Source organism: Streptomyces sannanensis (genome assembly GCF_039536205.1).
Classification (GTDB): domain Bacteria; phylum Actinomycetota; class Actinomycetes; order Streptomycetales; family Streptomycetaceae; genus Streptomyces; species Streptomyces sannanensis.
This window is the reverse complement of sequence record NZ_BAAAYL010000001.1, coordinates 4077006-4095165: the sequence shown is the minus strand read 5'-3', so window position 1 is coordinate 4095165 and position 18160 is coordinate 4077006. Positions and strand designations below refer to the sequence as shown.

Annotated in this window: 17 protein-coding genes and 1 pseudogene; 8 read left to right on the top strand and 10 right to left on the bottom strand. The window is 69.6% G+C overall.

Going from position 1 to position 18160, the window contains the following annotated elements:
• Positions 1-3 precede the first annotated feature (3 nt).
• Positions 4-1698, top strand: coding sequence for an insulinase family protein (locus ABD858_RS19480; protein ID WP_345039264.1), 1695 nt, complete (start codon positions 4-6; stop codon positions 1696-1698).
• Between the two features lie 54 nt (positions 1699-1752).
• On the opposite strand, the gene ABD858_RS19475 is transcribed toward ABD858_RS19480, so the two are convergent.
• The 4 genes from ABD858_RS19475 to ABD858_RS19460 form a co-directional block, all read right to left on the bottom strand.
• The gene (locus tag ABD858_RS19475) at positions 1753-2877 is read right to left on the bottom strand and encodes a GuaB3 family IMP dehydrogenase-related protein (protein ID WP_345039262.1); all 1125 of its coding nucleotides are present in this window, start codon (positions 2875-2877) and stop codon (positions 1753-1755) included.
• Positions 2878-2985: 108 nt separating this feature from the next.
• A complete protein-coding gene (gene guaB, locus ABD858_RS19470; protein ID WP_345039261.1) occupies positions 2986-4488 on the bottom strand; it encodes an IMP dehydrogenase in 1503 nt (500 codons plus the stop codon).
• Positions 4489-4632: 144 nt separating this feature from the next.
• Positions 4633-5208, bottom strand: a complete 576-nt coding sequence (locus ABD858_RS19465) for a sigma-70 family RNA polymerase sigma factor (protein ID WP_345039260.1) — start codon at positions 5206-5208, stop codon at positions 4633-4635.
• 518 nt (positions 5209-5726) lie between these two features.
• A complete protein-coding gene (locus tag ABD858_RS19460; protein ID WP_003948568.1) occupies positions 5727-6338 on the bottom strand; it encodes a response regulator transcription factor in 612 nt (203 codons plus the stop codon).
• A 355-nt stretch (positions 6339-6693) separates the two neighbouring features.
• Between ABD858_RS19460 and ABD858_RS19455 the strand changes: the two genes are divergently transcribed.
• The gene (locus ABD858_RS19455) at positions 6694-7023 is read left to right on the top strand and encodes a WhiB family transcriptional regulator (RefSeq protein ID WP_345039257.1); all 330 of its coding nucleotides are present in this window, start codon (positions 6694-6696) and stop codon (positions 7021-7023) included.
• Positions 7024-7092: 69 nt separating this feature from the next.
• On the opposite strand, the gene ABD858_RS19450 is transcribed toward ABD858_RS19455, so the two are convergent.
• Positions 7093-7992, bottom strand: a complete 900-nt coding sequence (locus ABD858_RS19450; protein ID WP_345039255.1) for a LysR family transcriptional regulator — start codon at positions 7990-7992, stop codon at positions 7093-7095.
• 81 nt (positions 7993-8073) lie between these two features.
• Between ABD858_RS19450 and ABD858_RS19445 the strand changes: the two genes are divergently transcribed.
• The 5 genes and pseudogenes from ABD858_RS19445 to ABD858_RS19425 all read left to right on the top strand — a co-directional run bounded on the left by ABD858_RS19445 (position 8074) and on the right by ABD858_RS19425 (position 12218).
• Entirely contained in the window at positions 8074-8742 is a 669-nt protein-coding gene (locus ABD858_RS19445; protein WP_345039252.1) for an MOSC domain-containing protein, read from the top strand.
• 105 nt (positions 8743-8847) lie between these two features.
• Entirely contained in the window at positions 8848-10362 is a 1515-nt protein-coding gene (locus tag ABD858_RS19440) for a multicopper oxidase family protein (RefSeq protein ID WP_345039250.1), read from the top strand.
• 9 nt (positions 10363-10371) lie between these two features.
• On the top strand, positions 10372-11145 hold the full coding sequence (locus tag ABD858_RS19435; protein WP_345039247.1) for an SDR family NAD(P)-dependent oxidoreductase: 774 nt from the start codon (positions 10372-10374) through the stop codon (positions 11143-11145).
• Positions 11146-11304: 159 nt separating this feature from the next.
• A pseudogene (locus ABD858_RS19430) lies at positions 11305-11398 on the top strand (carbohydrate ABC transporter permease); the annotation flags it as partial.
• A 121-nt stretch (positions 11399-11519) separates the two neighbouring features.
• Positions 11520-12218, top strand: coding sequence for an ester cyclase (locus tag ABD858_RS19425; RefSeq protein WP_345039245.1), 699 nt, complete (start codon positions 11520-11522; stop codon positions 12216-12218).
• A 74-nt stretch (positions 12219-12292) separates the two neighbouring features.
• On the opposite strand, the gene groL is transcribed toward ABD858_RS19425, so the two are convergent.
• The 3 genes from groL to ABD858_RS19410 all read right to left on the bottom strand — a co-directional run bounded on the left by groL (position 12293) and on the right by ABD858_RS19410 (position 15462).
• Positions 12293-13915, bottom strand: a complete 1623-nt coding sequence (gene groL / locus ABD858_RS19420; protein WP_345039243.1) for a chaperonin GroEL — start codon at positions 13913-13915, stop codon at positions 12293-12295.
• A 96-nt stretch (positions 13916-14011) separates the two neighbouring features.
• Positions 14012-14320, bottom strand: coding sequence for a co-chaperone GroES (gene groES, locus ABD858_RS19415; RefSeq protein ID WP_019066754.1), 309 nt, complete (start codon positions 14318-14320; stop codon positions 14012-14014).
• A gap of 224 nt (positions 14321-14544) precedes the next feature.
• A complete protein-coding gene (locus tag ABD858_RS19410; RefSeq protein WP_425586227.1) occupies positions 14545-15462 on the bottom strand; it encodes a polysaccharide deacetylase family protein in 918 nt (305 codons plus the stop codon).
• A 109-nt stretch (positions 15463-15571) separates the two neighbouring features.
• Here ABD858_RS19410 and ABD858_RS19405 point away from each other — a divergent pair, with 109 nt between their 5' ends.
• Positions 15572-16762 carry a THUMP-like domain-containing protein gene (locus ABD858_RS19405; RefSeq protein WP_345039236.1) on the top strand — a complete coding sequence of 397 codons (1191 nt, stop codon included), beginning with the start codon at positions 15572-15574 and terminating at the stop codon, positions 16760-16762.
• Between the two features lie 43 nt (positions 16763-16805).
• On the opposite strand, the gene ABD858_RS19400 is transcribed toward ABD858_RS19405, so the two are convergent.
• Entirely contained in the window at positions 16806-17438 is a 633-nt protein-coding gene (locus ABD858_RS19400; RefSeq protein ID WP_345039234.1) for a hypothetical protein, read from the bottom strand.
• A 102-nt stretch (positions 17439-17540) separates the two neighbouring features.
• The gene (locus ABD858_RS19395; protein ID WP_345039232.1) at positions 17541-18014 is read right to left on the bottom strand and encodes a VOC family protein; all 474 of its coding nucleotides are present in this window, start codon (positions 18012-18014) and stop codon (positions 17541-17543) included.
• Positions 18015-18160 lie beyond the last annotated feature (146 nt).

Here is an 18160-nt window from a genome sequence, read left to right as displayed (position 1 = left end):
CCGATGGCAGACGGCATCATCGAGACCGAGATCGACGGCATCCGCACGCTCCTCGCCCCACGCCGGCGCGGCCGGATCGGCGCGGGGCTCTTCTTCCGCGTGGGACGCGCCGACGAGACCCTCGCCACCAGCGGCATCACCCACCTCGTCGAGCATCTGGCACTGCACCGGCACGGTCTGAGCGACCTTCACTACAACGGCGCGACCGCGGCGGCGTACACCCACTTCCATGTCGACGGCACGCCGGCCGAGATCGTCGAGTACCTGAACGGTGTGTGCGCCGCACTGCGCGACCTCCCCATGGAGCGTCTGGAGACCGAGAAGGAGATCCTGCGCACCGAGGCCGCCGGCCACTCCAACGGCGCGGCCGACCGGTTGGCTCTGTGGCGCTACGGAGCCCGCGGCTACGGACTGCTCGGTTACGGGGAGCAGGGCCTGCCACGGCTCGACGCCGGCACCGTGCGGGAGTGGGCGCGCACCCGGTTCACCAGGGAGAACGCGGTGTTGTGGATCACCAGCGACACCCTCCCGGAAGGCCTCGACCCGATCCTGCCGTCCGGGCCCCGGCACCCGGTGCCGGTCCCGACCTCGGCGCTGCCGCGGACCCCCGCGTACTTCTACGGCGACGACGGCGTGGTCGTCCTCGACGCCGTCGTACGGCGCTCCACTGCGGCCGGTCTGTTCGCCGAGGTGCTCGGCCGCGAACTCTTCCGCGATCTGCGGCAGAAGGGCGGCTACTCGTACACCGCCGCAGCCGACTACAGCCCACGGGACGGGGAGTTCGCCACCATCACCGCGTACGCCGACGCCCTGCCGGAGAGGCAGGACGCGGTCGTCGGCGGCTTCGTCGACGTACTCGCCAAGCTGCGCGCGGGGCGGATCGAGCAGGCCGACCTGGACGCGGCACGGGCAGCCGTACTGAAGTCGTTCGACACGCCCGACCTGGCCGCCGCGATGCTGCCCTCGCACGCGCTGAACCTGCTGACGGGCTACCGCAACCTGAGCGCCGAGCAGCACGCGGCGGAGCTGAACGCCGTCACCGTCGCCGACCTGCACGCCGTGGCGCTGGAGGTCGCCGCGGACGCGCTCATGCAGGTGCCGAGCCGGGGTGTGGACTGGGCGGGGTTCACCGAGGCCCCGCAGCAGTCCGCGTCCGTGGTGACCGGCCGCCGCTTCGCCTCTCTGGAGAACGACGACGTCGCCCTGGTGATCGCGGCCGACGGCGTCAGCCGGACCGCCCCCGGCAACCAGGTGACCGTCCGCTTCGCGGAGTGCGCCGCGATGCTCGCGTACCCCGACGGGGGCCGCAGGCTGACCGGCCACGACGGCTTCACGGTCGGCATCGAGCCGACGCTCTACCGGCTCGACCCCGGCGCCCTGGCCACCGTCGACGCGGTCGTGCCGCCGCACGCGGTCGTGCCCATGCCACCACGCGCCCCGGAGCACATCCCGCGCCCGAAGCCGAAGCAGGAGAAGCCGCCGCGGCAGGCCGGGCCCGCGCGCCGCGGCAAGGGGGCGACGGCCGGCGCCTGGATCTTCGGTGTCATCGCGCTCCTGTGGGCACTGATCGCGCTCGTCGGGACCAGCGAGGAGTTCGATGCCGCCGCAGGGCCCGACTGGGGGATCATCGCCTTCTTCTGGCTGGTGGAGGCCGCCCTCGTGTTCCCCGTCGTGCGATGGGCGCGCCAGGGCCGCTGACACGCCGACGGGCCTCGGACAGTCGTCCGAGGCCCGTCGTACGCGTACGAGACGTCAGCGCTTGTGCTGCGCGTCCGCCACCGTCACCTCGACGCGCTGGAACTCCTTGAGCTCGCTGTAGCCCGTCGTCGCCATGGCCCGCTTGAGCGCACCGAAGAAGTTCATCGAACCGTCCGGGGTGTGGGACGGGCCGGTGAGGATCTCCTCGGTCGTGCCGACGATGCCCAGGTCCACCAGCTTGCCGCGCGGCACGTCCTCGTGGACGGCCTCCATGCCCCAGTGGTGGCCCTTGCCGGGGGCGTCCGTGGCGCGGGCCAGCGGGGAGCCGATCATGACGGCGTCTGCGCCGCAGGCGATGGCCTTGGGCAGGTCGCCGGACCAGCCCACGCCGCCGTCCGCGATGACGTGGACGTACCGGCCGCCGGACTCGTCCATGTAGTCGCGGCGGGCCGCTGCGACGTCCGCGACGGCGGTCGCCATCGGCACCTGGATGCCCAGGACGTTACGGGTGGTGTGCGCGGCGCCGCCGCCGAAGCCCACGAGCACGCCCGCCGCGCCGGTGCGCATCAGGTGCAGGGCCGCGGTGTAGGTGGCGCAGCCGCCGACGATCACCGGGACGTCGAGTTCGTAGATGAACTGCTTCAGGTTCAGCGGCTCCGCGGCGCTCGAGACGTGCTCGGCGGAGACGGTCGTGCCGCGGATGACGAAGATGTCCACACCCGCATCGACGACGGCCTTGGAGAACTGGGCGGTGCGCTGCGGGGAGAGCGCGGCCGCGGTGACCACACCCGAGTCGCGCACCTCCTTGATGCGCTGGCCGATCAGCTCCTCCTTGATGGGAGCCGCGTAGATCTCCTGGAGACGGCGGGTGGCGGTGACCTCGTCCATCTCGGCGATCTCGTCGAGCAGCGGCTGCGGGTCCTCGTAGCGGGTCCACAGGCCTTCGAGGTTCAGCACGCCCAGGCCGCCCAGCTCGCCGATGCGGATGGCGGTCTGCGGGGAGACGACGGAATCCATGGGGGCGGCCAGGAAGGGCAGCTCGAAGCGGTAGGCGTCGATCTGCCAGGCGATCGAGACCTCCTTCGGGTCCCGAGTGCGCCGGCTCGGGACGACGGCGATGTCGTCGAACGCGTACGCCCTGCGGCCGCGCTTGCCGCGCCCGATCTCGATCTCAGTCACGATGTGTGGCCTTTCCCTCTACGTCTGCCGTACCAGTATCCCCGACGCCCGGCAAGAGGCCCGCGGGCGGCAAGAGGCCCGCGGCCTTCTTCGTATGTGTGTGCCGAATCAGCGCGTGGTGTAGTTCGGCGCCTCGATCGTCATCTGGATGTCGTGCGGGTGACTCTCCTTCAGGCCCGCGGACGTGATGCGGACGAACCGGCCGCGCTCCTGGAGCTCGGGCACGGTGCGGCCGCCGACGTAGAACATCGACTGGCGCAGACCGCCGACCAGCTGGTGGACGACCGCGGAGAGCGGACCGCGGTAGGGCACCTGGCCCTCGATGCCCTCGGGAACGAGCTTCTCGTCGGAGGCCACGCCCTCCTGGAAGTAGCGGTCCTTGGAGAACGACTTGCGGTCGCCGCGGGACTGCATCGCGCCGAGCGAGCCCATGCCGCGGTACGACTTGAACTGCTTGCCGTTGATGAAGAGCAGCTCGCCCGGGGACTCCTCGCAGCCGGCGAGCAGCGAGCCGAGCATCACCGTGTCGGCACCGGCGACCAGGGCCTTGGCGATGTCGCCGGAGTACTGCAGACCGCCGTCGCCGATGACCGGGACACCGGCCGCCTTGGCGGCGAGGGACGCCTCGTAGATGGCGGTGACCTGCGGGACGCCGATGCCGGCGACGACACGGGTCGTGCAGATGGAGCCGGGGCCGACACCGACCTTGATGCCGTCCACGCCGGCGTCGACAAGCGCCTGGGCGCCGTCACGGGTGGCGACGTTGCCGCCGATGATGTCGACGTCGGAGTTCGACTTGATCTTGGCGACCATGTCGCCGACCAGCCTGGAGTGACCGTGCGCGGTGTCGACGACGATGAAGTCGACGCCCGCCTCGATCAGCGCCTGGGCCCGCTCGAAGGCGTCGCCCGCCACACCGACGGCCGCACCGACGATCAGACGGCCGTCCTTGTCCTTGGCGGCGTTGGGGTACTGCTCCGCCTTGACGAAGTCCTTGACGGTGATCAGGCCCTTGAGGACGCCCGCGTCGTCGACGAGCGGCAGCTTTTCGATCTTGTGGCGGCGCAGCAGCTCCATGGCGTCCGCGCCGGAGATGCCGACCTTGCCGGTGACCAGCGGCATCGGGGTCATGACCTCGCGCACCCGGCGGCCGCGGTCCGACTCGAAGGCCATGTCGCGGTTGGTGACGATGCCGAGCAGCTTGCCCGCCGGGTCCGTCACCGGCACACCGCTGATGCGGAACTTGGCACACAACTCGTCGGCCTCGCGCAGCGTGGCGTCCGGGTGCACGGTGATCGGGTCGGTGACCATGCCGGACTCGGAGCGCTTGACCAGGTCCACATGGTTGGCCTGGTCCTCGATGGACAGATTGCGGTGGAGCACACCGGCGCCGCCCTGGCGGGCCATGGCGATGGCCATGCGGGCCTCGGTGACCTTGTCCATCGCCGCGGAAAGCAGCGGGATGTTCACACGCACGTTCTTGGAGATGTACGAGGAAGTGTCGATCTGGTCGGGCGCCATGTCGGACGCGCCGGGCAGCAGAAGGACGTCGTCGTAGGTCAGCCCGAGTGTCGCGAATTTCTCGGGCACTCCGTCGACGTTGGCAGTCATGACACCTTCCCCAATGGCCTTGATCGGTGCGGATGTCCATGCTAACGGGATCCAGAGGTGTCCCATTCCACGAACAAGATCGCTTACGGTCTTTGTATGTTCATACGTAGTCAATGTGCTCCTGATCGACTACGTCCTGCCGGCTCATTGCTCGGCGAGCGCGCGCAGCCGGCTCAGGGCCCGGTGCTGGGCCACCCGCACCGCGCCCGGTGACATCCCCAGCATCTGGCCGGTCTCCTCGGCGGTCAGCCCGACCGCGACCCGCAGCACCAGCAGCTCGCGTTGCGTCTCCGGCAGATTGGCCAGCAGTCTCCTGGCCCACTCGGCGTCATGACTGAGCAGCGCCCGTTCCTCCGGGCCCAGCGAATCGTCCGGCCGCTCCGGCATCTCGTCCGAGGGTACGGCCGTGGAGCCCGGATGACGCATGGCCGCCCGCTGAAGGTCGGCGACCTTGTGGGAGGCGATGGCGAAGACGAAGGCCTCGAAGGGGCGCCCGGTGTCCTTGTAGCGCGGGAGCGCCATCAGGACGGCCACACAGACTTCCTGCGCCAGGTCCTCCACGAAGTGGCGGGCATCACCGGGCAACCGATTCAGCCGGGTGCGGCAGTAGCGCAGGGCGAGCGGATGAACGTGAGCCAGCAGGTCGTGCGTCGCCTGCTCGTCGCCGTCGACCGCACGGTGAACGAGTGCACCGATCACCGTGGTCTCGTCGTCGCGCATCGGTCCATCGTGCCTCGACCGATGCCGATCCGCGGCACCGTGCCCGTAGTTGTGCACCGAAGCGTTATGAGCAGGTGCGCCGGAACTCATCTCCCGCGCCCTCCCCTGCCACTCGACCGACTCGTCCCCGAGGAACTCCACCCCTCAAGGATGCGGCATCGCGCGGGAAACGTGGACAACGAGGGCGCGGCCCTCCCCGCCGCCCCGTCCCTGTGCCCGGCCCCGTTCCGGTGCCCGGCTCTCTCCAGGCCTTCGTCCGGGGAACCCCCCAGGGGCGTCGGGGCCTGTACCGACGGTCGAGCGCGCTCGGTCACCTGCGCGGCGGAGCCGCATATCGGCACCGCCGCGCGGCCTTCGCACGTTCTCCCGTTCGACACCGACGCACCCCTTCGACGCACTGTCCGGCGGCGGACGGGTACGGCCACGTCGCCGCCGCGACGCACCCCGCCCTTGCCTGGTGCGGTGACCGGAAAGGTTCACCGGCTCGCGACGCCCGGCAAACCTTTCCGGTCACAGCACTAGCGGACCAGGCCCCAGCGGAAGCCGAGCGCCACCGCGTGCGCCCGGTCCGAGGCGCCGAGCTTCTTGAAGAGCCGCCTGGCATGCGTCTTGACGGTGTCCTCGGACAGGAACAGCTCACGGCCGATCTCGGCATTGGACCGTCCATGACTCATACCCTCGAGCACCTGGATCTCCCGTGCGGTGAGCGTCGGAGCGGCACCCATCTCGGCCGAGCGCAGCCGCCGCGGGGCGAGCCGCCAGGTGGGGTCGGCCAGCGCCTGGGTCACCGTCGCGCGCAACTCGGCACGCGAGGCGTCCTTGTGCAGATACCCACGGGCACCGGCGGCCACCGCGAGCGCGACGCCGTCCAGGTCCTCGGCCACCGTGAGCATGATGATCCGGGCGCCGGGGTCGGCGGAGAGCAGCCGGCGTACGGTCTCCACGCCGCCCAGGCCGGGCATGCGTACGTCCATCAGAATCAGGTCCGAGCGGTCGGCACCCCAGCGGCGGAGGACTTCCTCGCCGTTGGCCGCCGTCGTCACGCGCTCGACGCCGGGCACGGTCGCGACCGCACGGCGGAGCGCCTCTCGGGCAAGCGGGGAGTCGTCGCAGACGAGGACGGATGTCATGGCCGCCCTCCGCAGCTGATGCGCGTCACCTTGAGCCTCCAGGCTGTTACGTATCGTCACCTGTGCGATTGACGCTCTCGGGCATCTGCCCGAGCGCTTGTTGCTTCAACCGCCTCCGCAGCTCTCAACGATGGTCACTCGAAAGAGTTACGGGTAGGTCCGGCACCTTCGGTACCGGTTCACGTACACCTATGCCCCATTTAGCGGCTTTTCTTCCCTTGTTGAGGTGTCTGAGGCTAGATTCGCAATGAGTCATATTTACATCTACTTACACAGTGGATGTTCGGTCATGGGTTGGTGCGGCGGTTTCGTATCCGGCTCAGCACGGTGACACACGGTTACGAGGGGACATGCAATGGCAGATTTCTCCCGCCTTCCCGGACCCAACGCCGATCTGTGGGACTGGCAGCTGCTCGCGGCATGCCGTGGGGTGGACAGCTCGCTCTTCTTTCATCCGGAGGGCGAACGCGGAGCGGCGCGCAGCGCGCGAGAGAACTCGGCGAAAGAGGTCTGCATGAGGTGCCCGGTACGAGCGCAATGCGCGGCTCACGCACTGGCTGTGCGCGAGCCGTACGGCGTGTGGGGCGGCCTGACCGAGGACGAGCGCGAGGAGCTGATGGGCCGCGCACGGCACCGACTGATCGCGACATCGACGGGGGCGACGGGAGGCGCCGCGGAGGCCTGATGCCGGCTCGATGAAAAAACGTTTCTGCACCGCCTGTCCGGCAGTGTCCGACCGGCCCGGCGCGGGCCCCTATCCGCGCGCGGCGACCAGCGTCAGCTGGTCCAGGGTGGCCGAGACCGCCGGGACCTGGGCCAGATCGGGAAGAGTGAGCGCGACGATCTCGCGCCGCACGGACGGCTCCACCGCCACGGTACGGGCCCCCTTGGGGCGTACCGCCTCCAGCGCCAGCTCCGGCAGCACCGCGACCCCGAGGCCCGCTCCGACCAGGCCGACCACCGCAGGGTAGTCGTCGGTCGCGAAGTCGATGCGCGGCACGAATCCGGATCTCTCACAGACCTCCACCAACTGGCGGCGGCACCGCGGGCAGCCCGCGATCCACGGCTCGTCGGCCAGATCGGCGATGGCCACCGTGCCCGCCCCGGCCAGTCGGTGCCCGTCCGGGACCAGACCGACGAGCCGGTCGCTCAGCAGCGGGCGTACGACGAGCTCGTCCCACTCCTCCGCAGTGGCCGCACCCTCGTAGCGGAAGGCGAGTGCCACATCGCAGTCACCGTCGCGCAGCATCGTGACGGAACGCGGCGGCTCGGCCTCGACCAGGGAGACCCGGGTTCCGGGGTGGGCCGCGCGCAGGGCCGCCAGAGCCGCGGGAACGAGGGTGGAGCTGCCGCTGGGGAAGGAGACCAGGCGCACCCGGCCGGCGCGCAGCCCGGCGATGGCCGCGACCTCCTCCTCCGCGGCGGTCAGCCCGGCGAGGATGCCCGAGGCATGGCGCACCAGCGCCTCGCCCGCCTGGGTCAGACGCATCTCGCGGCCGGTACGGATCAGCAGCGGGGTGCCCACGGAGGATTCCAGGGCCTTCATCTGCTGGCTCACGGCCGGCTGGGTGCAGCCCAGCTCACGTGCGGCGGCGGAGAAGGAGCCGGTGGCGGCCACGGCGCGCAGGACGCGGAGATGACGGGCTTCGATCACCCTTCCACCATAAGGGATTCTTGGGGAGCGGCGGATAAATCAGCCCGCGACTTGGAGGGAAGTGCGATTAGCGTGCTCCGCATGAAACTTCTGACGGTGAATCTGGGGAAGCCGAAGGTCGTCGACTACACGGACGCCGAGGGCGGCGCCACCGGGATCGACAAACAGCCCACCGAGGGGCCCGTACGGGTGACGAACCCCGGCCCCAAGGGCGTGGGGGCAAGCGGGGTCGGCGGTGACACGGTGTGCGACCTGCGGCACCACGGCGGGAGCCACCAGGCCGTGTACGCCTTCGCACGCGAGGATCTGGACGTGTGGGAGCGGGAACTGGGGCGACCGCTCGGCAATGGTTCCTTCGGCGAGAACCTCACCACGCTCGGGGTCGATGTGAACGGTGCTCTGATCGGTGAGCGGTGGCGCGTCGGCGAGCAGCTGGTGCTGGAGGTCGCCTCGGGCCGTGTTCCGTGCCGCACGTTCGCCGGCTGGCTGGGGGAGCAGGGCTGGGTCAGGCGCTTCACGCAGGCCGCGGCCCCGGGGGCGTATCTGCGAGTGATCGAGCCGGGCGAGATCCGGGCCGGGGACCCGATCGGGATCGTGCACCGTCCGGACCACGACATCACCGTGGCCGTGCAGTTCCGGGCCGTCACCACCGAACGCACGCTGCTGCCGCGGCTGCTCGCCGCAGGTGACGCGCTGGACCCAAACATCCTGCGAAAGACGAAGGAGTACGTCTCCAAGCAGGGAGGCTGAGTACCTGCTGGGGGAAATCCCTGACAAAAGCGCGGACTTGAATCGGGGAAGACTGGGGGGCCGTCCCCGATGCCGGGGAGGGCCGTCGGCCGGGAACCTTGGAACATGACTCGGCTGAAGCGCGTTCTCGTCATCCTCGGCTCGGTCGTCGCCGTGCTCGTCCTCGCGGTGGGCGCCGGCTTCACCTGGCTGTACACCTCCGCCGACGTCTCCACCGTCGGCAGTACGGACTTCCGCAACGAGCTGGCGATACCGCCGCTCGCGAAGTCCACGCTGCGCAAGGACGGCACGCGCGTCTTCGACCTGACGATGCAGGCGGGCGAGCGGGAGTTCATGCCCAGGAGGAAGACCCCGACCTGGGGCTTCAGCGGGGACTACCTCGGGCCGACGCTGCGCGCCGGGCGCGGCGAGAAGGTCGAGGTCCGGATACGGAACACCCTGCCCGAGCCTTCCACGGTGCACTGGCACGGCATGCACCTGCCTGCGCGGATGGACGGCGGACCGCACCAGATGATCGATGCCGGTGGCGTATGGACGCCGCGCTGGACGGTGAACCAGCCCGCCGCGACCCTCTGGTACCACCCGCATCCGCACGGGGCCACGGAGAAGCATGTACAGCGGGGTCTGGCCGGGATGTTCCTGCTCGACGACGACAGGACGGAGCGGCTGACGCTGCCGCGGCGGTACGGCGTGGACGATCTGCCGGTCATCGTGCAGGACGTGAGGTTCGACGGAGCACGGTTCGACCACGGACACCCGCTGCTGGCGAGCGTGGGCTTCCTGGGCGACCGCACGATGGTCAACGGCACCCTCGCGCCCTATCGCGAAGTGGGTGACGAGCTCATACGGCTGCGGCTGCTGAACGCCTCGACGGCCCGCGTGTACACCTTCGGCTTCGACGACGGCCGGGACTTCTCCCTCATCGGCACGGACGGCGGGCTGCTGGAGCAACCGGCCGTGATGGACCGGGTGAAGCTGTCTCCGGGTGAGCGTGCCGAGATCGTGGTGCGGATGCGGCCGGGTGAGCGGACCGTGCTGCGCAGCCATCCGCTCGATGCGGGAATGGACTTCTTCAACCAGCGGTTCAGCGGGGGCGACGACTCCTTCGACGTACTCCAACTGCGGGCCGCACCGTCCCTGCGCCCGTCGCCCGGACTGCCCGCGCGGCTGGGGGAACTGGCGGTCCCCGACGGATCGGACTCGGTGCGCGGACGCCACTTCGAGCTGAAGTTCTCCGGGATCAACGGCCGGAAGATGGACATGGGCCGAGTGGACGAGACGGTCGCCCGGGGCACCGCCGAGACCTGGACGATACGCAACAACGACGGTATGCCGCACAACTTCCACGTCCACGACGTGCAGTTCAGGGTGCTGGAGGTGAACGGCAAGAGGCCGCCGGCCGCGCTGCGCGGGGCCAAGGACACGGTGTTCGTCCCCTCGGGCACGACCATGAAGGTGGCAATGCGCTTCGACGGGCCGGCCGACCCCGACACGCCGTACATGTACCACTGCCACCTGCTGTATCACGAGGACCAGGCGATGATGGGGCAGTTCGTGGTCGTCGAGAAGGGACAGCGGGCGGGTACGCCGCACCCGGCGCACGGTCACGAGGGGCACTAACGTGCCCGTATGACGACTGCACTGATCACGGGCGCGACGGCGGGTATCGGTGCCGCCTTCGCGCGGCGGCTCGCCGCGGACGGACGGAACCTGGTGCTGGTGGCGCGCGACACCGACCGGCTGGAGAGGCAGGCCACCGAACTGCATGACCGGCACTCCATCGAGGCCGAGGTGCTGACCGCCGACCTGAGCACGGACGACGGCATCGCGGCGGTCGAGGCACGGCTCGCGGACCGCACCCACCCGGTGGACCTGCTGGTCAACAACGCCGGCTTCGGCAACAAGGGCCGGTATCTGGAAGTCCCGATGGCCGACGAGCTGAGGATGCTCAAGGTCCACTGCGAGGCGGTGCTGCGTCTCACCTCGGCGGCCACGGAGGCGATGCGGAAACGCCACCGCGGCGGGGTGATCAATGTGGCGTCGGTGGCGGCCTTCGTGCCGCGTGGGACCTACGGCGCGTCCAAGGCATGGGTCGTGCAGTTCACCCAGGGTGCGGCGAAGGACCTGGCCGGGTCGGGCGTACGGCTGATGGCACTGTGCCCCGGGTTCGTACGGACCGAGTTCCACCAGCGGGCCGGAATGGGGACGGAGAACATCCCGGGCTGGATGTGGCTCGACGCGGACAAGGTGGCGGCGGAGGCCCTGCAGGACCTGAACCGCGGCAAGTCGCTGTGCGTCCCGGACCCGCGGTACAAGGCGCTGATGGGCGTCACGAAGCTGGTCCCGCGCGGCCTGCTCGGAGGGGTCTCCTCCAGGACAGGCCGCAAATACGGGCCGCAGTGAGGATCTCGGCCACGGAATGCCCAGCCCCTCGTAGGCGCCGATGTCGGGGGCTCCGGTCGTAGGCAGCGGATGGCCGAAACAGGTCCTGGCCGCCGTTGTTCCCGACCGGGGCTCCGGCGGCCGGCGCAGGGGAGCCGGCGCAGAGCCGGAAGTCGGGGTGTCACCGGCTCCCTCCTCGCCGTCATCCCCCTGATCGTCGCTCGTCTCCCTGCGACGGCACTGGAAGGCCGGACTGACCGCCGGCAGCGTCAAGTTGGCCGTCCGTTCGCCGACCGGTCCATGTGGACACGTCGAACCATTCACCCTAAGCGAATCACCCATTCTTCACTAAACTGGATATATCCGACTCGACCCGGGTGACGTCGGGAGGCGCCATGACATTCGTACAGTTGATCGACTGTAAGACCAGTCGGTTCGACGAGATGAACCGGCTCATGGACACATGGGTCGAGCAGACCAAGGGCAAGCGGACCGCCACCCACAGCGTCATAGGCAAGGACAGGTCCGAGTCGAACCACTTCGTGGAGATCGTGGAGTTCTCGTCGTACGAAGAAGCGATGAAGAACTCGAACCTGCCGGAGACCGACCGGATCTTCCAGGAGATGGTCGCCCTCTGTGACGAGACCCCGACGTTCACGGACCTCGACGTGGTCCGGGACGATCAGCTCAACAAGACGAACGCCCGCAGGCTCTTCGAGCTGCTTTCCACCAAGGGCGAGCTCCCTCCGCTCGACGAAGTCGTGGCGGAGAGCTACCACGACCACGACCCGAACAACCCGCAGGACGTCATAGGGATGGACGCGTTCCGCCGGGAGGCCGAGATGTGGCGCGGCGGGTTCGACTTCACCATGAGCATCGACGACCAGATCGAGGAAGGCGACCGGGTGTGCAGCCGCTGGACCTGGGAGGCCACTCACAACGGTGACTTCATGGGGATCCCGGCCAGTGGCCAGCAGGTCACGATGACCGGTACGACGATCCACCGCTGCCGCGGCGACGGCAAGATCCTCGAAGGCTGGTGGCAGTACGACCGGCTCGGCCTGATGGGGCAACTGGGCGCGCTGGAGATGTAGCGGCCGCACGGGAAGCCCGCGCAGACGGGAAAAGGCCCCCGCCCCCGGAGGGAACGAGGGCCTTTTCAGCGCACTCAGTGGGAGTGACCGTGGCCGTGGCCGTGCTCCGCCGGCTCCTCTTCCTTCTTCTCGACGACCAGGGTCTCGGTCGTGAGCAGCAGGGAGGCGATCGACGCGGCGTTCTCCAGCGCCGAGCGGGTGACCTTCACCGGGTCGATGACGCCGGCCTTGACCAGGTCGCCGTACTCGTCGGTGGCGGCGTTGAAGCCGTGGCCCTTCTCCAGCTCCGCCACCTTGGAGGTGATGACGTAGCCCTCGAGACCGGCGTTCTCGGCGATCCAGCGCAGCGGCTCGACCGAGGCGCGGCGGACGACCGCGACACCGGTGGCCTCGTCGCCGTCCTTGCCGAGGTTGCCCTCGAGCACCTTGGAGGCGTGGACCAGCGCGGAGCCACCACCGGAGACGATGCCCTCCTCGACCGCGGCGCGGGTCGCGGAGATGGCGTCCTCCAGACGGTGCTTCTTCTCCTTCAGCTCCACCTCGGTGGCGGCGCCGACCTTGATCACGCACACGCCGCCGGCCAGCTTGGCGAGGCGCTCCTGGAGCTTCTCGCGGTCCCAGTCGGAGTCGGTCGCGGCGATCTCGGACTTGATCTGGGCGATGCGGCCCCCAACGTCCTCGGACTTGCCGCCACCGTCGACGATCGTGGTGTCGTCCTTGGTGATGGTCACGCGGCGGGCGGTGCCCAGCACGTCCAGGCCGACCTGGTCGAGCTTGAGGCCGACCTCCTCGGCGACGACGGTGCCGCCGGTCAGGACGGCCATGTCGCCCAGCATCGCCTTGCGGCGGTCACCGAAGCCCGGGGCCTTGACGGCCACGGCGTTGAAGGTGCCGCGGATCTTGTTGACGACCAGGGTCGACAGGGCCTCGCCCTCGACGTCCTCGGCGATGATCAGCAGCGGCTTGTTGCCGCCGGACTGGATGACCTTCTCCAGCAGCGGCAGCAGGTCCTGGATCGAGGAGATCTTGCCCTGGTGGATCAGGATGTACGGGTCGTCGAGGACGGCCTCCATACGCTCCTGGTCGGTCACCATGTACGGCGACAGGTAGCCCTTGTCGAAGGCCATGCCCTCGGTGAAGTCCAGCTCCAGACCGAAGGTGTTGGACTCCTCGACGGTGATGACACCGTCCTTGCCGACCTTGTCCATCGCCTCGGCGATGAGCTCGCCGACCTGCTGGTCCTGGGCGGACAGCGCGGCGACGGCGGCGATGTCCGACTTCTCCTCGATCGGACGGGCGGTCGCGAGCAGCTCCGCGGAGACAGCGGCGACGGCGGCGTCGATGCCCTTCTTCAGGGCGGCCGGGGAGGCGCCGGCGGCGACATTGCGCAGACCCTCACGGACCAGCGCCTGGGCCAGCACGGTGGCGGTGGTGGTGCCGTCACCAGCGATGTCGTTGGTCTTGGTCGCCACCTCCTTCACCAGCTGGGCGCCGAGGTTCTCGTACGGGTCCTCGACCTCGATCTCACGGGCGATGGTGACACCGTCGTTGGTGATGGTCGGGGCACCGAACTTCTTGTCGATGACGACGTTGCGGCCCTTGGGACCGATCGTCACCTTCACCGTGTCGGCAAGCTTGTTGACGCCGCGCTCGAGGGCGCGACGGGCGTCCTCGTCGAACTTCAGGATCTTCGCCATGGGAGCGTTTCAGTCCTCTTCTGATATGAACTGCGCCCCGGGCGCCCGGATATGAAGGTCAGGGAGCCAGGGGCGCAGATCAAAACTTCGGGTGAATTACTTCTCGATGATCGCGAGCACGTCGCGAGCCGAGAGGACGAGGTACTCCTCGCCGCTGTACTTCACCTCGGTGCCGCCGTACTTGCTGTACAGGACGATGTCGCCGGTCTTGACGTCGAGCGGCAGGCGCTCGCCGTTCTCGAAGCGGCCCGGGCCCACGGCCAGGACGACGCCCTCCTGGGGCTTCTCCTTGGCGGTGTCCGGGATGACCAGGCCAGAGGCCGTGGTCTGCTCGGCGTCCAGCGGCTGGACCACGATGCGGTCCTCGAGCGGCTTGATGGCAACCTTGGAGCTGGTGGTCGTCACGATCCGACCTCCCCCTTCGGAGATCTCGCGGGGTTAACTGTCTGAGGTGGCGACCAGGTCGATCCGTCGTCGCGGGTGCCGGACCTGCCCGTCGCGTGTGGCTGGCACTCTCCGGTGGGGAGTGCCAGACCTGAGACTAGGACTCCGATTAGCACTCGGTCAAGCGGAGTGCCAACGCGCCGTGCCGTGCCGCACCCCGCCGCCGACCGGCTCGGGCCGGGCGGTCATACGTAGTCCTCCAGCCTGGCCACCGCGTACCCCTTCTCCGTGACCGTCCTCATCACATGACGGATCACGTCGGGCATGGTGCCGTTCCAGTCATCGCGGCCGCGGAAGTGCGTGAGGATGATGTCGCCGGGGTGCAGATCCTGGTCCGGCTCGCGCCACGCGAAACGGTCCGGGAACGCCTCCGCCTCCCACAGGGGCACGGCCTTGATCCCGCAGGACTTCGCGGCGCGCAGGGTGTCGCGGTTGTAATTGCCGTACGGCGGGCGGAAGAGCGTAGGCCGCTTGCCGAACTCCTTCTCGATGACGCTCTGCTGGTCGCAGATCTCCTTGCGCTGCCGCTCGTACGGCAGCCCCGGCAGATAGCGGTGGTTGAGCGTGTGATTGTTCAGACTCACCCCACGCCCCTGCATCCGGGCGAAGTACCCGTAGTTGTCCCGCACCAGATAGTCGCTGAGGAAGGCGCTGTACGGGATGCCGACCTCCGTCATCATCCGCAGCAGCTCCGGGTCCTTCTCCGCCCCGTCGTCGATCGTCAGGAAGACCACCCGCTCGGCGACCGGCACGGAGGTGAAAACCGGCGGCAGCCCTGGCCACCCCGCCACCTCGAAGCCCTTGCGCGTCGTGATCCTCGGCTTCACGGCCGGCGCCGGCGGAGCGACCAGCGGTGTCCTGACCAGCCCCCACTTCCTGGCGACGGCCTCCCGTTCGGCGTAGGCGAACCGCAGTTGGCCGGCGTACGCGGCCATGGCCCGGGCCGGACCGGACCGGTAATGCCGTAGCTGGGCATTCGCGGCCCCGGCTCCGCCGTACGGCCCACTGTCCGGCGCCCCTGCCGCACAGCCGGAACCGATCGCGGCGGTCAGCAGCACGGCCATGACCGTCCGGATCCTCTGCCCTTTGAATTTTGCCCTCATATTGTCGTTTTGTCGTACAAGTTGCATGGCATCGCATCCTGTCAGCGGCCCCACTTCGCACCCCGCAGACACCGCCACCGCGCGCCCGCCATCCACCGACTGGCCCACAATGGGCCGCGTGAACGACCTCGACGCCTTCTCCGCTCTGCTCACCGAGGAGGGCCGCACCCTGCTCGCCGCCCTGCGCGACTACGACCCCGCGCGGGAACTGGCGACCGCCACCCGGCTGCGCCGCGACCACCCCGCCGGACTCGTGTCCGCGGCCCTCACCCAGGCACGGCTGCGCCAGCGGGCGGTCGCGAAGTTCGGCGCCGAGGACGCCCACCGGATGTACTTCACCCCGAACGGCGTCGAGCAGGCGACCCGCGCCTCCGTCGCCGCGTACCGCGCCCGGCGCTTCGCCGGGCTCGGCGTACGCAGCCTGGCCGACCTCTGCTGCGGCATCGGCGGCGACGCCATCGCCCTCGCACGCGCCGGCATCTCCGTCCTGGCCGTCGACCGCGACCCGCTCACCGCGGCCGTCGCCCGCGCCAACGCCGAGGCGCTGGACCTGGCCGGCCTGATCGAGGTCCGCTGCGCCGATGTCACCGAGATCGACACGGCGCCGTACGACGCCGTCTTCGTCGACCCGGCCCGGCGGGGCAGCCGCGGCCGTGTCTTCGACCCGGAGGCGTACTCCCCGCCGCTGTCCTGGGCCGTCGGCGCGGCCCGTACGGCCCCCCGCGCCGCCCTCAAGATCGCCCCGGGCATCCCCCACGAGGCCGTCCCCGAGGACGCCGAGGCCGAGTGGATCTCCGACCACGGCGATGTGAAGGAGGCCGTGCTGTGGTTCGGCACGGACCCCGGTACGGTACGGGCCACTCTGCTCCCAGGCCCGCACACCCTCGCCGGCAGCGGGCTGCCCGATCCCGCGGTCCGCAGGACCGGCCGCTATCTGTACGAGCCGGACGGCGCCGCCATCCGCGCCCACCTGGTCGCCGAGGTCGCCGCCCAGGTCGACGGCGGGCTGCTCGACGAGACGATCGCCTACATCACGTCGGACGAACTGCGCCCGACCCCTTACGCCACCGCGTACGAGATCACCGACGAACTCCCCTTCAACCTGAAGAAGCTGAAGGCGCTCCTGCGCGAACGCGAAGTCGGCATCCTCACCGTCAAGAAACGCGGTTCGGCCGTCGAACCGGAAGAACTCCGCCGCAAGGTGAAACCGCACGGTCCGTACTCCGCGACGGTCTTCCTCACCCGGGTGGCGGGCGCCCCGACCATGCTGATCGGGCACCCGGCCACACCGCGGGCATGACATCCCTCAGGCCCTCATCCGGCCTGACCGACCGGTCGCGGCACTACCGACGCACCGGCGCGCCCATCAGGGTCCGCGTCACCCACCGGTAGTGCGACACCGCCTTCGCCACGCCGAGCAGCCCGGTCAGCCAGGCGATGACGCCCATGCCGAGTCCGTAGGCCACCCCCGCATAGGTGTCGCGGCCGGGCTCGGCGCCCGCGGTCGAAGCGAAGGACACATAGAGGCCGAGGGCACACGGCGCGACCGACAACAGCAGCCAGCACAGCGTCGGCCCGGGTGCACGGCAGCGCGCGTCCGCCGCCGGGTCTCGGTCCAACGCGCCCCACTGGTCGAGCAGTTCACGCACCTGCCGGTCCCGGCGGACGGCGCCCGCGACGGCGAAGCCCGTCGGCACCATCGACGCGAGGCCCAACGCCAGCATGAGCGCGCCGAAGAAGTAGCTGATGACGTCCAGGGATTCGGCGAAGGTCAGGAGCGCCGCCCCCACGAACGACCATCCCACCGCGACCAGTACCGCCATCGCCCACAGCAGCATCAGCCGTCTCAGCCCCACGCTGCGCCTGCTCAACTCCCCCAGGACCTGCGCCCGGTCGGCGAGCATCGCCTCGCGGTCGGGCCAGGCACGCAGGTGCACGGGCGGCGGAGGCGGGGGCAGAGGGTTGCGACGGGCCATGCGCCGCAGGCTAACCTGCCGGCTTCTGCGCGTTGCGGTCGCACCGGTTTCACCTCCACCCGCCCCGCGCACCACTGCTGAGGCCACGCCCGCGAGGCCGGGTCACCCCTGCTCGTACGCGTCCACCACTGCCTGGATGTCGATCTTCTTCATCCCCAGGACGGCCTTCATCGCCCGAGCGGACTTGACCGGGTCCGGGTCGCTGAGCAGTTCGATCACCTTCCTGGGAGTGATCTGCCACGACAGGCCGTACTTGTCCTTGAGCCAGCCGCACGGTGCCTCCTCGCCGCCCTCGGTGAGCCTGGCCCACAGTTCGTCCACCTCCGCCTGGTCGGCGCAGTCCACGCTGAGCGAGATCGCCTCGGTGAACGGGAACTGCGGGCCGCCGTTCAGAGCGGTGAACTGCCGGCCGGCCAACTCGAAGGTGACGGTCATGACGCTGCCCGGTTCCCCCGGTCCCGACTCGCCGTACCGATGGACACCGGTCACCTTCGAATCGTCGAAGAGGGACGTGTAGAAGTTCGCGGCCTCCTCGGCCTGGTTGTCGAACCAGAGGAAGGTGGTGATCTTCTGCATGACGCTGCCTCCTGCTCGGGCCGTCTCACGCGGCTCTTGCCAGGTAGACCGCCTTCCGCCCCGAAACTCATCGCCGGCCCGCTCCGGCATCGGGATGGCCGGCAGTGGCCATGAGCCAGGCGCCCGTCGTGCTGTCCGCGGTCGGG